The sequence below is a fragment of the Flavobacterium sp. PLA-DH12 genome (genome assembly GCF_059511845.1).
In genome coordinates this window covers 116,488-128,847 of record NZ_JCAMPD010000013.1, presented here as the reverse complement: position 1 = coordinate 128,847, position 12,360 = coordinate 116,488, and the positions used below count along the sequence as shown (strand labels likewise).

Annotated in this window: 16 protein-coding genes; 14 read left to right on the top strand and 2 right to left on the bottom strand. The window is 32.2% G+C overall.

Going from position 1 to position 12,360, the window contains the following annotated elements; genetic code table 11:
• Positions 1 to 355 precede the first annotated feature (355 nt).
• The 6 genes from AC5ZCW_RS21035 (at position 356) to rlmH (ending at position 4,556) form a co-directional block, all read left to right on the top strand.
• The gene (locus AC5ZCW_RS21035; protein WP_496121600.1) at positions 356 to 1,237 is read left to right on the top strand and encodes a pirin family protein; all 882 of its coding nucleotides are present in this window, start codon (positions 356 to 358) and stop codon (positions 1,235 to 1,237) included.
• A 3-nt stretch (positions 1,238 to 1,240) separates the two neighbouring features.
• Positions 1,241 to 1,636, top strand: coding sequence for an OsmC family protein (locus AC5ZCW_RS21030; protein ID WP_496121598.1), 396 nt, complete (start codon positions 1,241 to 1,243; stop codon positions 1,634 to 1,636).
• Positions 1,637 to 1,642: 6 nt separating this feature from the next.
• Entirely contained in the window at positions 1,643 to 1,927 is a 285-nt protein-coding gene (locus tag AC5ZCW_RS21025; protein ID WP_496121596.1) for a GNAT family N-acetyltransferase, read from the top strand.
• A 248-nt stretch (positions 1,928 to 2,175) separates the two neighbouring features.
• Positions 2,176 to 3,588, top strand: coding sequence for an amidohydrolase family protein (locus AC5ZCW_RS21020; protein WP_496121594.1), 1,413 nt, complete (start codon positions 2,176 to 2,178; stop codon positions 3,586 to 3,588).
• 50 nt (positions 3,589 to 3,638) lie between these two features.
• Entirely contained in the window at positions 3,639 to 3,941 is a 303-nt protein-coding gene (locus AC5ZCW_RS21015; RefSeq protein ID WP_496121593.1) for an antibiotic biosynthesis monooxygenase family protein, read from the top strand.
• A 141-nt stretch (positions 3,942 to 4,082) separates the two neighbouring features.
• A complete protein-coding gene (gene rlmH / locus AC5ZCW_RS21010) occupies positions 4,083 to 4,556 on the top strand; it encodes a 23S rRNA (pseudouridine(1915)-N(3))-methyltransferase RlmH (RefSeq protein ID WP_035648259.1) in 474 nt (157 codons plus the stop codon).
• A 21-nt stretch (positions 4,557 to 4,577) separates the two neighbouring features.
• On the opposite strand, the gene AC5ZCW_RS21005 is transcribed toward rlmH, so the two are convergent.
• Positions 4,578 to 5,210, bottom strand: a complete 633-nt coding sequence (locus AC5ZCW_RS21005; RefSeq protein ID WP_496121592.1) for a hypothetical protein — start codon at positions 5,208 to 5,210, stop codon at positions 4,578 to 4,580.
• A 139-nt stretch (positions 5,211 to 5,349) separates the two neighbouring features.
• Positions 5,350 to 6,174: a dihydropteroate synthase gene (gene folP / locus AC5ZCW_RS21000; protein WP_496121591.1), complete on the bottom strand. Its 825-nt coding sequence runs from the start codon at positions 6,172 to 6,174 to the stop codon at positions 5,350 to 5,352.
• A 147-nt stretch (positions 6,175 to 6,321) separates the two neighbouring features.
• On the opposite strand from folP, the gene AC5ZCW_RS20995 reads away from it, so the two are divergent.
• From AC5ZCW_RS20995 to AC5ZCW_RS20960, 8 genes are all read left to right on the top strand, one after another.
• Positions 6,322 to 6,864 carry a DUF1599 domain-containing protein gene (locus AC5ZCW_RS20995; RefSeq protein WP_177210035.1) on the top strand — a complete coding sequence of 181 codons (543 nt, stop codon included), beginning with the start codon at positions 6,322 to 6,324 and terminating at the stop codon, positions 6,862 to 6,864.
• Between the two features lie 91 nt (positions 6,865 to 6,955).
• Complete coding sequence (locus AC5ZCW_RS20990; protein WP_496121590.1) at positions 6,956 to 8,056, top strand: BT_3928 family protein; 1,101 nt, start codon at positions 6,956 to 6,958, stop codon at positions 8,054 to 8,056.
• A 143-nt stretch (positions 8,057 to 8,199) separates the two neighbouring features.
• Complete coding sequence (locus AC5ZCW_RS20985; RefSeq protein ID WP_496121589.1) at positions 8,200 to 8,655, top strand: hypothetical protein; 456 nt, start codon at positions 8,200 to 8,202, stop codon at positions 8,653 to 8,655.
• 41 nt (positions 8,656 to 8,696) lie between these two features.
• Positions 8,697 to 9,356, top strand: coding sequence for an alpha/beta hydrolase (locus AC5ZCW_RS20980; RefSeq protein WP_496121588.1), 660 nt, complete (start codon positions 8,697 to 8,699; stop codon positions 9,354 to 9,356).
• A gap of 324 nt (positions 9,357 to 9,680) precedes the next feature.
• Positions 9,681 to 10,178, top strand: coding sequence for a TlpA family protein disulfide reductase (locus AC5ZCW_RS20975; RefSeq protein ID WP_066035041.1), 498 nt, complete (start codon positions 9,681 to 9,683; stop codon positions 10,176 to 10,178).
• A 103-nt stretch (positions 10,179 to 10,281) separates the two neighbouring features.
• A complete protein-coding gene (tpiA, locus tag AC5ZCW_RS20970; protein WP_343543421.1) occupies positions 10,282 to 11,034 on the top strand; it encodes a triose-phosphate isomerase in 753 nt (250 codons plus the stop codon).
• Between the two features lie 129 nt (positions 11,035 to 11,163).
• Complete coding sequence (gene prmA / locus AC5ZCW_RS20965; RefSeq protein ID WP_496121587.1) at positions 11,164 to 11,997, top strand: 50S ribosomal protein L11 methyltransferase; 834 nt, start codon at positions 11,164 to 11,166, stop codon at positions 11,995 to 11,997.
• Between the two features lie 36 nt (positions 11,998 to 12,033).
• Positions 12,034 to 12,309, top strand: a complete 276-nt coding sequence (locus tag AC5ZCW_RS20960) for an ATP-dependent Clp protease adaptor ClpS (RefSeq protein WP_111376979.1) — start codon at positions 12,034 to 12,036, stop codon at positions 12,307 to 12,309.
• The last annotated feature ends 51 nt before the right edge of the window (positions 12,310 to 12,360 follow it).

Here is a 12,360-nt window from a genome sequence, read left to right as displayed (position 1 = left end):
CTCTAAATAGTTCCTCTCTAATGTACAATCTTGACTATTATTTCTCATCGTAACAAAATTTATTAAATTTAAATTTTGTTACCGAAATATCTAACCTTTACAATTTCGACGAAGGAGAAATCTCCACAAGTAGCTCCGCAACGAGAATTCAATCTTTGTCGGGTTTCTTGCGAAGATTTCTCCTTCGTCGAAATGACAAAAAAACTTAGAAACATCAAAATCAATGATTTGAATTATTCCACATTTTCCTTACTTTTATAGATAATACAAAAAAACAACTTTTCTTAATCTAAATTAAGTTACAGATTTCTATCACCATTGTAATTTTGTTTTCAAATCAAATAAAAAATACCACATGTCAAATATTAGTTTAATTATCGAAGAACGTGCTGCCAATATTGGCAATTTTATGGTAGGCCGTTTATTGCCTTTCCGCGAAAAAAGAGCAGTTGGACCATTTGTCTTTATCGATCATATGGGACCCGCACATTTAAGTGATCATGAAAATATGGATGTTCCTCCGCATCCGCATATCGGACTTTCTACTTTGACATTTTTGTTTGAAGGAAGCATTATGCATCGCGATAGTTTAGGAACAGAATTAGAAATAAAACCGGGAGCAGTAAACTGGATGACGGCTGGAAAAGGAATCGTTCATTCCGAAAGAACTCCAGAATATTTAAGACATTCAGATAAAATGCTTCACGGATTGCAGATTTGGGTGGCGCTCCCGAAAGAATTGGAACAAATGGAGCCTAATTTCACACATGTTGAAGCAGATGACATTCCAGCTTGGGAAGAAGATGGCGTTTCATACAAATTAATTGCTGGCGAAGCATTTGGCAGAAAATCACCTGTTCCTGTTTACAGTCCACTATATTTTATTGAAATTAAAAGCAAAGAAGCTAAGAAAATTAATATCGGACATCATTTGTTCGGAGAAAGCGGATTGTATATTTTAGATGGAAGCATTAAAAATGGCGAACATACATACGATCCAAGACAAATTTTAATTACAACCGAAGCTTCTCTTTGTGAATTTGAAATTGCTGCAAATTCAACAGTTTATATTTTTGGAGGAGAACCTTTTCCTGAAGAGCATTTTATCTTTTGGAACTTTGTTTCATCAGACAAAAACCTCATCGAAAAAGCAAAAACTGACTGGACAAACCAAACTTTTCCAAAAGTTCCAGGAGAAACAGAATTTGTTCCATTACCAGAACCAAGAATTAAATAACTTATGGATACCGTTAAAGCAACAATAGACACACGAAAATATCGCACAGAAATAACTTCTAAAACAGGGAATATTCTAATTGCCGACGAACCGCAAGATGTGGGCGGAAAAAATTTAGGATTTAGTCCGTTTGAACTTCTGGCTTCCTCTCTTGCATCCTGCACTTTAATTACACTGCGAATGTACATTGACCGCAAAGCTTGGGATGTTTCAGAACTTACAATTTGGGTAGATTTTGAAAAAAATGAAGAACATACTGTTTCTTTATTTTCAACCAAAATCTTAATTGCAGGAAATGTAGACGATGCTCAAAAACAGCGAATTTTGAAAATTGCCAACAGCTGTCCTGTTCATAAAACACTTATAAACACAATTAAAATAGAAACTTCTTTAGTATAAAGCAATATGGAAATTCAACAAATAAACGATATAAGAAAAGGCTATTTTGAAGCCATCGAAGACGGAAAGGAAGCTGGAAAAATGACCTACACTTGGGCAGGAGATTCAAAATTCATCATTGACCATACCGAAGTAAGCCCTGATTTTAACGGAAAAGGTGTCGGCAAAAAACTGGTTATGGCTGCCGTAGAATATGCGAGAAATAACAACTTAAAAATTATTCCGTTATGTCCTTTCGCAAAAAGCGTTTTTGATAAAGTTCCTGAAATACATGATGTGCTTTTTTCTTGAGTTTCTAAGGTTCTGAGATGCTAAGGTTCTAAGTTTTTTTAAACCGCAATCCCGATAGCTATCGGGAGCGAAGGATTACGCAAAGTTCGCAAAGTTTTTTACATAAAGCTTTGCGAACTTTGCGTTTATATTAGGTTTCGTATATCATAAAACCTTGCGCTCTTTGCGGTAAAAACCACAACAACAAAAAACAAATTTTCAAATTTCTCCGAAAACTCGTATATTTGCGCGTAATTTAATCTTAGAGTATGACAAGAATAATTACGCTTTTCTGTTTTTTCATAGCACAAATCGGCTTTTCTCAATCGGCTGAGAGTTATTTAGAAAAAATCAGAAATAATGAAGCTCTCTTAACAGCTTTCTTTCAACAAATGCCTAAAGGAGGCGATTTACACCACCATTTTTCAGGATCAGTTTATGCAGAACCTCTTTTGGAAAGAGCTATTGCAGAGGACTTTTATTTGAATATTGAAACAATGGCAGTTTCTAAAACCAAACCTGCAAACGGAAACTGGGAAAACTTTTCATCTCTTAAAAATAAAGGAAAATTAGAGTATTACGAACAGCAGATCATGCAGACTTGGTCGGTAAAAGATTATAACGGGTCGGTTCCTTCTGACGATCAGTTTTTTGATTCTTTTATGAAATTTGAGCCTACTATTCAAGGTCATTTTGCAGAAGGAATGCTTGAATTAAAGAAACGTGCCATTGCAGAAAATGTAACTTACATTGAAACACAATTATCTACAATTCCTTGTGATATGAATGTTTCAGATTTAGCTGATTTCAATACTAAACTTCGCCAAGCTTCAGAACAAAAAGATGAAAAAGCAGTTTTGAAACTTTTGGATGAATTGTATAAATCGCTTCAGAAAAAAGATGCAAAAAAATATGCTGAAGATTTCAACAATAATTTCATAGCCAAATTGCATAAAGATTTAAAAATGGACGACGAACGTTTTACAATGCGTTATCAAAACTTTGTACTTCGTTTTATGGATCCAGTAGATTTATTCAAAAATTTGGTGATTGCTTTTATTTCGTCAAGCGAAAGTAAACTAACAGCAGGTGTAAATATTGTTTCTCCAGAACACGGACAAACTTCTATGAAAGATTATTGGTTACACATGGTGATGTTTAAATACTGTCATTCCAAATTTCCTGATGTAAAATATACGCTTCATGCAGGGGAATTGACTTTAGGTTTAGTTCAACCAGAAGAATTGACCTGGCATATTAATGACGCTATTTATGTTGCAGGCGCAAACAGAATTGGTCACGGAGTAGATATTGCTTACGAAGCCAACTCGTATGATTTATTAAAATATATGTCTAAAAATAATATCCCAGTTGAAATCAATTTAACGAGCAACGAATTCATCTTAAAAGTAAAAGAAAACAGACATCCGTTTACGCTTTACAAAGAATTTAATGTCCCTATTGTGATTAGCACAGACGATGCAGGAATTTTGAGAAGTAATATGACAGAGCAATATGTTTTACTGGCAAAAAGATATCCTGATGTAAATTATGAAACAATTAAAAAATACGTTTACAATAGCATCAATTACAGTTTTATTCAAGATGCTTCGGTAAAAAAGCAATTAATCAAAGATCTAGATAACCGTTTTAAAACTTTTGAAGCGAAGTTTAACAACTAAACGAAACCCGACAGGTTTTAAAAACCTGTCGGGTTTGATAACAGTAAACTATGATATTAGAAGCAGCATTTCTTTACGTAAAACCAGACTTAGCCAATCAATTTGAAGCTGATTTTGCAAAGGCAAGTCAATACATTTCTTCAATTGATGGTTATTTAGGGCATCGATTAGAGAAATGTCTTGAAATTGAACATAAATATCTTTTGTTGGTCGATTGGAATACATTAGAAGATCATACAGTAGGCTTTAGAACTTCTGAAGCTTATTTAGAATGGAAAAAGATTTTACATCATTATTACGAACCGTTTCCAATTGTAGAACATTTTGAAACCGTTTTTGAGAATAAAAAATAAAGTTTTTCATTTTGCCACAGATTAAAATGATTAAAAAGGATTTTTTATTTCCCTTTAAATAATCTGTAAAAATCCTTTTAATCTGTGGCAAAAAAATAAATTCGTGCGAATTAGTGCAATTCGCTGCAAAAAACTTAACCAATGAACATCAAACTTATAGCAATAGGCAAAACAGATAATAAATCGCTTCAGACTTTGATAGACGATTACACCAAACGCTTGTCATTTTACATCAAATTTGATCTGGAAATAATTCCCGATATCAAAAACGTAAAAAACTTATCTGAAAGTCAGCAGAAAGAAAAAGAAGGCGAATTGATTCTTTCTAAACTTTCAGCAACCGATCAGTTGATTTTATTGGATGAAAACGGAAAAACATTCTCAAGCGTTGGATTCTCTGAAGAATTACAGAAGAAAATGAATTCTGGAGTTAAAACTTTAGTTTTCGTAATTGGTGGTCCTTACGGATTTTCTGAAACGGTTTATAAAAAAGCCCAGGGAAAAGTTTCGCTTTCGCTAATGACATTTTCACACCAAATGGTTCGTTTATTTTTTATCGAACAATTATACCGCGGATTTACCATTTTACGAAATGAACCTTATCATCATCAATAAGGTTTTGTTTCAGGTTTCAGGTTAGAAAATGAATTCTACTGGAAGTTTATCAAGATTATAAGTCACATCTTTTTGCAGTAGAATTTTATACTGAATGTATTCTTCATAACTCATATTCTTATCAAATAAAAATACCAGATCTGGCACTTTATCAAACTTTATACTATAAAAATGCTTTAATATTTCTGATATTTTTATTTCCTGATTTCCCATAAAAACTCGTTTCTTTCCTTTACTAAAGTAAACCACAAAACTTCCTGCAGTAGGTTTCTCCATTTTATAGAACACTTTCGTGAAAGGCAAAAAGGCTAGATTTTTCCCAATAGAATCTGCATAAGAATAATAGTTTTCAGATTCTTCGTTCTGATGCATTTTCTCGTTACGCTTTTTCTCCTGCATTTTCATTACTTGCGGAATCACTAATTTCAATGGCAGACGTTTATCTATATTTAAAATCCAATTGGTTGAAATTATGGCACTTTTTCGATTTAAATCGGCAATTGTATCTTTTCCTTCGACTTTAAAAAAGATATAAATCGGCGAATGATCTTGTACATCTTTTACAATTGAAACATTTGATTTTGGCAATAAAACGTCTTCTTTTTTTCCGCAGGAGAAAAGTAGAAAAGCTATAATTAGGGTAAAGTATTTCATATTTTTAAAATTCATTTTACACAAAGTTTGTCATTTCGACTAAGGAGAAATCTTCGCAAGTAACTCCGTAACAAGAATCCATTCTTTGTCAATCTAGCAACGAAAATTTCTCCTTCATCGAAATGACAAAACTGGCGATTTATAAACTCATTTTATTAAACAAAGTAACACATTCCACAGCTTCTTTCACGTCATGAACACGAAGAATTTTTGCTCCTTTTGTCAAAGCAATAGTATTTAAGAAAGTTGTTCCGTTTAAGGCTTCTTGTGGTGTAATATCAAGCGTTTTATAAATCATCGATTTTCTTGAAATTCCTACCAAAACGGGTAATTCTAAAATATTAAAAAGTTCCATTTTCTGCATTACTTCATAATTCTGATCGGTAGTTTTAGCAAAACCAAAACCTGGATCTAAAATCAAGTCATTGATACCTAATGCTCTTGCTTTTTTCACTTTTTCAGAAAAATAGAAAAGCATTTCTTTTATAATATCATCGTACTGCGTCAAACTCTGCATCGTCTGCGGATTTCCTCGCATATGCATCATAATGTACGGAACGTTGTAATGTGCAATAACATCAAACATTTTATCATCTAGTTCTCCCGCAGCAATATCATTAATAATTGCCGCGCCACTTTCTATACTTGCTTTTGCAACCTCAGCTCTAAAAGTGTCAATTGATAATAAAGTTTCTGGAAAATGCTTTAAAATCAATTCAATTGCAGGAACGATTCTGTCAATTTCTTCTTGTTCCGTTACAAATTCAGCACTTGGTTTGCTAGAATATGCTCCAATATCAATGAATGTTGCACCTTCAGAAAGCATTTTATCTACTTGCGAAATAATTTCGTCTTCGTTTTTATATTTTCCTCCGTCAAAGAAAGAATTTGGTGTAACGTTTAGAATCCCCATTACTTTAGGAATCGATAAATCTATAAGTTCACCTTTGCAGTTAATTGTCATTGTTTATTTTGTTTCAGGTTTCAGGTTCCAAGTTGTGCATTAACACTTTGTTTAGAAAAAACTTGAAACAAAGCGAACCTTAAACTTGAAACTCTTAAAAAATTATCCTTATTTTTGAAGAAATTTTAGCAAATATACAGCATATAAATGAAGAATACTTCCCAAGAATTTGATAATGTTATAGCGGTTTGTCGCACTTTGTTTATCAATAAAATGAAAGATTATGGCAGTGCATGGAGAATTTTAAGATTGCCATCGCTGACTGATCAAATTTTCATAAAAGCACAACGAATCAGAAGTTTACAGGAAAATGAAGTCCGTAAAGTCGATGAGGATGAAAAAGGAGAATTTATCGGAATTATCAATTATTCTATCATGGCTTTGATTCAATTAGAGTTGGGCGTTGTGGATCAGCCGGATCTTGACGTTGAAAAAGCAACTGAATTGTACGATGCTAAAGTAAAATTGACAAAAGAATTAATGGAAGCCAAAAACCACGATTATGGTGAAGCTTGGCGTGACATGCGTGTTAGCTCTTTAACAGATTTGATTCTTCAAAAACTACTCCGCGTTAAACAGATTGAAGACAATAAAGGAAAAACAATCGTCTCTGAAGGAATCGATGCCAATTATCAAGATATGATTAATTATTCTGTTTTTGCTTTAATTCTAAACCCTATAAATAAATAAAATTTCAATTTTAAACATCCCAAATCCCAAAATTTTATCGAAAAGTTGGAATTTGGAATTTTAGTTTTGGAATTTTAAAATCATTATTTTTATGAAAAACATCATTACCCAATTCTCCCGATTATTTGTCGGTGTATTATTTATCATTTCTGGATTAATAAAACTGAATGATCCCGTTGGATTCTCTTATAAATTAGCTGAATATTTTAGTGAGCCTGTTTTCAATATGCCTTTCTTAGAACCATTGGCTTTAGGATTAGCGATCTTTTTAGTGATTTTAGAAGTAGTTTTAGGTGTAATGCTTTTGGTTGGCTACAAATCAAAACTAACTATTTGGGCTTTATTATTATTAATCATTTTCTTTACTTTCCTTACTTTCTACTCTGCTTATTTTGATGTAGTAAAAGATTGTGGCTGTTTTGGAGACGCTTTACACTTAACGCCTTGGCAATCATTCACAAAAGATGTTGTTTTACTTTTCTTTATTTTGATTTTATTCATCAATAAAAAGCTGGTAAAACCTTTATTTTCAAAATTGGTTACCAATATTATCACTTTAATCAGCATCATTTTATGTGTATTTATGGCTGTTTGGGTTATCAATCACAATCCTATCAAAGATTTCCGTCCATACAAAGTGGGAACAAACATCGAGAAAGGAATGGAAATTCCAGAAGGTGCCCCAAAATCGGTTGTAGAAATGATTTTTATCTATAAAGTAAATGGCGTTGACAAAGAATTTACAGAAAAGGATTTAATGAATATTCCCGAAGGCGCTGTATTTGTTGACAGAAAAGACAAAGTAATTTCTGAGGGATATGTTCCTCCTATTCATGATTTTACCATGACTAAAGATGATTCTGACTACAAAGAAGAATTATTAAAAGAACCAAAATTACTAATCTATGTAACTTACGATTTGAATTTATCAAATCCTGAAGGAATGAAAAAATTAGCAAAAGTTACTGCAGATGCAAAAGTAAAAGGCTACAAAGTAATTGGGATGACTGCATCTGGAGCTGACGAAATTGCTAAAGCTAAAAAAGATTACGCTTTAGATATTGATTTCTATTTCTGCGATGGAACTGCTTTAAAAACGGTTGAAAGAGCAAATCCAAGTATTGTAGTTGTACATGACGGAACTATCGCTCAAAAAGTACACTACAACGATACTGATGATTTGAAATTGTAATACCTCAAAAAATATAAATTTTTAGAAGCGCTAATAAATACATTATTAGCGCTTTTATTTTTTAAGATGCTTTCTTTAAAAGTTAGCTTTCAGATTACGAATAATAATCCTACATTTGATTGAACCAAAAATTATTTTTAATCATGAGAAAACTACTAAATCTTTCAATTATTCTAATTTTAATTTTTGTTACAGGCTGTGATTCTGCTGAAACAAACTGCTCAACAGGACCTTTTGGACTTACTTTCGAATTTGTTGATAAAGATTCCGGAGCTAATTTGTTTAACAATGGCACCTTTACCCCGCAAACACCTGTGACAGTAACAGATTTAAATCAAAATAAGATAATTCAAACCACTTATCTGAAAAACAACAATTCAGATCGTGCTTTGTTACCATTAGCATTTGAAGCAGGAACATTTAATTATGCCGTAAATATTGGAGGCAAACCTGTTTTTGAATTACTTGTTGTTACAGAAAGTGTAAAAGGAAGCCAATGCAGTAGTATCGTAAAAAAGGCATTTGAAGTTAAAAATGCTGAATATGAAGAAGAAAAAACAACTGGGATTTATAAAATTTTAATGGATACAAAAAACTAAAATCGATTTAAATCCATTTTTACATTCTACATAATCTATTCATGAAAAAACTCTTTCAAACACTTACTTTCTCGTTCTCAATTTTATTTTACATTGCAGGTTACGGTCAAATAAAAAATGAAAATCAACGCTACATTTTCTTTTTTCACAACAAATTTGTAGAAGAAAATGATTTAAATGCAGTTCATCCAGAATATGGCAGAGCAGAATACAATGAGATTTTAGAATCTTATAGAAAAGATGGCTTTATTGTTTATAGTGAAAAAAGAAAGAAAAACACCAATTCGGCAGAATATGCTGAGAAAATGGCCAAACAAGTCAAAAAGCTTATAAAGAAAGGAGTTTCACCAAATCACATTACAGTAATCGGAACGTCCCAAGGTGGTTATATCGCTCAATTTGTTTCAACTTATCTCTCTAATCCAGATGTGAATTTTGTTTTTATAGGTTGTTTTATGGACACCGATATACAACAAATCACAGATATTAATTGGTGCGGAAATATTTTGACTATTTATGAGAAATCAGATATTTACGGAGTTTCTGCTATTAAAAGAAAAGAAACTTCTAAATGCAAAATAGATCATTTCAAGGAAATTGAATTGAATACTGGCCTAAAACATGGCTTTTTGTACAAAGCCGCAGACAATTGGATTGCTCCAAGCAAAAAATGGGCAAATGGCAATTATGAATTAAAATAAGCATTCAAAAACATAAAGGAAGCCTTCAATAATTTTGATTTTATTGAAGGCTTCCTTTATTACAATCTGACGTTTTTTTGATTAAAATCTTTTTCTAAAAATAAAATTTTTATCATTTTTTTATTTGCAAAATATCTTCGCTAGAAAAAAACACCTTTTTTCATCTCTACTATTACGATTTCAAAACACTTTTTTCAACCAAAAAACGTTGTTTTGTTACAAAATAAACGACTCTTCAAATTTTGTTAATCTGCAATTGGCATTCGATTTGTTTGTTTAACTTTGTGAATTCAGTACCCTAATAAAAAATAATTTTAATCAAATATGAAACAATTAGTCCTAGCCGTAATTGCATTTATTTCTTTTTCATGCACTCAAGCTCAGAAAACTGCTTTTTCTAAAGAAGCTCTGTCTGAGAAATTACTAGCCACTGACGGAAGTCAGGTTACTTTCAAAAACATTTTAAAAAAATATAAAGGAAAAACTTTGGTTATCGAAGTTTGGGCTTCTTGGTGTGGTGACTGTGTAAAAGCAATGCCAAAATTAAAAGAATTACAAGCCAATAATCCTGATGTGTCTTACTTATTCATTTCTGCTGATAAAACAGCTGATAAATGGAAAGCTGGAATCGAAAAACATGAGTTAAATAAAGGCGATCATTATATGATGAACGATGGCATGAAAGGTCTTTTCGGAAAAGCTATTGATTTGGACTGGATTCCAAGATATATTGTAGTTGACAAAACTGGAAAAATTGTTTTATATAGAGCAATCGAAACTGATTTCGAAAAAATCAATTCTACTTTACAATCATTGAAATAATCTTTCAATAACAATGTCAATATCAAAATTCAATTTGAAAATTCAATTTAAATTTTGACTTCTTTCAAAACAAAAAACAAAAAAATAATATAAAACTACCAAAATGAGAAAATCGATTGTTGCAGGAAACTGGAAAATGCATAAAAATGCAGCGCAAACTGAAGAGTTATTAAACGAATTAATTGCTAAAATTCCAGCAAAAACAAATGCACAAGTAATTGTAGCTCCAACTTTTGTAAACTTACAAGCTGCTGCAGCTAAGTTGAAAAATACAACTATTGGAGTTTCTGCTCAAAACGTTCACCAAGCAGAAGGCGGTGCTTTTACAGGAGAAATTTCTGCAGATATGTTAACAAGCATTGGCGTTAATACAGTAATCTTAGGTCACTCTGAGCGCAGAGCTATTTTCCACGAAACTGATGCTTTAATCGCAGATAAAGTTGATACAGCTTTAAAACATGATATGACAGTAATCTTCTGCTTTGGAGAAGAATTAAAAGATCGTCAGTCTGGAAATCACTTCAACATTGTTGAGAATCAATTACGTGATGGTGTTTTTCAAATCGCAAAAGAATCTTGGTCTAAAATTGTTTTAGCTTACGAACCAGTTTGGGCTATTGGAACTGGAGAAACTGCTTCGCCAGAACAAGCGCAAGAAATGCACGAATTTATCAGAGAAGTTATCCGTAAAGCTTTTGGAGCTGATATCGCTGACGAAGTTTCTATTTTATATGGTGGTTCTGTAAAACCAGAAAACGCTAAAGAAATCTTCTCTAAACCAGACGTAGACGGTGGTTTAATTGGAGGCGCTGCTTTAAAAGCTGATGATTTCTTAGCTATTGTTACTGCTATCTAATTTTAGATTTTAGATATTAAATTTTACAAAAAACCATTCGCGATGCGAATGGTTTTTTCGTTTTGGAATTTGGAATTTTAAAATTGAAAATTTATAATTTAAGGATTACCTTTGCAAAAAATTTAATTTATGTCAAACATCTATTTAGGATATCATTTTACAATTGAGCCAAAAGAAGTGGGTTCTGAAATTTTAGTGGCTGAACTAGGCGAAAAAGCATTTGAAAGTTTTACAGAAACTGAAAACGGAATTTCGGCTTTTGTGAAGAAAGATTTATGGGATGAAAATATTCTAGATGATATCTATATTTTGCAATCTGAAGAGTTTAAAATTGAATATACGATTGAAGAGATCGATCAGGTAAACTGGAATGAAGAATGGGAAAAGAATTTTGAACCAATTGATGTAGACGGAAAATGTCACGTTCGTGCTCCTTTTCACGAAAAAACAGACGCTGAATTTGATATCGTAATTGAGCCAAAAATGAGTTTTGGAACTGGACATCATGAAACCACTCACATGATGATTCAGCATTTACTTGAAATGGATGTGAAAGGTTTAAAAACACTTGATATGGGATGTGGAACTGCCATTTTAGCTATTTTAGCTGAAATGAAAGGTGCTGAACCTATTGATGCGATTGATATTGATAATTGGTGTTATTTGAACTCTATCGAAAATGCGGAACGCAATAATTGCAAACACATCAGCGTTTATGAAGGCGATGCGGCATTATTAGCAGGCAAAAAATACGATTTAATTATTGCCAATATCAACAGAAATATTTTGCTGAATGATATGCAAGCATATGTAGATGCTTTAAATCCAAAAGGAATTATTCTTTTTAGCGGTTTTTACGAAGAAGATATTCCATTTATCGATGCATCATGCGTCGAAAAGGGTTTAACTTATGTTAAAAAGCTTCAAAGAAACAATTGGGTATCTTTAAAATACGTAAATTAGATACTGATAATCAATTCAGTACAAAAACTATAAGATATGAGTACTAAAGAAAAAGTAAGAGAAAGAGTTCGCGAAAAAGAAGCCATTGCTTTTAATAACGAGATCATTGTGTATAATGATGATGTAAACACTTTTGATCACGTAATTGATACTCTTATGCGTGTTTGCAGCCACACAGCAGAACAAGCTGAGCAATGCTCTTTGATTGTACATTACAACGGAAAATGCACTGTGAAAACAGGCCCGATAGAAAAACTGAAACCGCAATGCACACAACTTCTCGAGGCTGGTCTTAGCGCCGAAATTGTTTAATTGCATATAATTTTTAAACGCATTCTGTTTTATTCTATACTAGAATTGAAC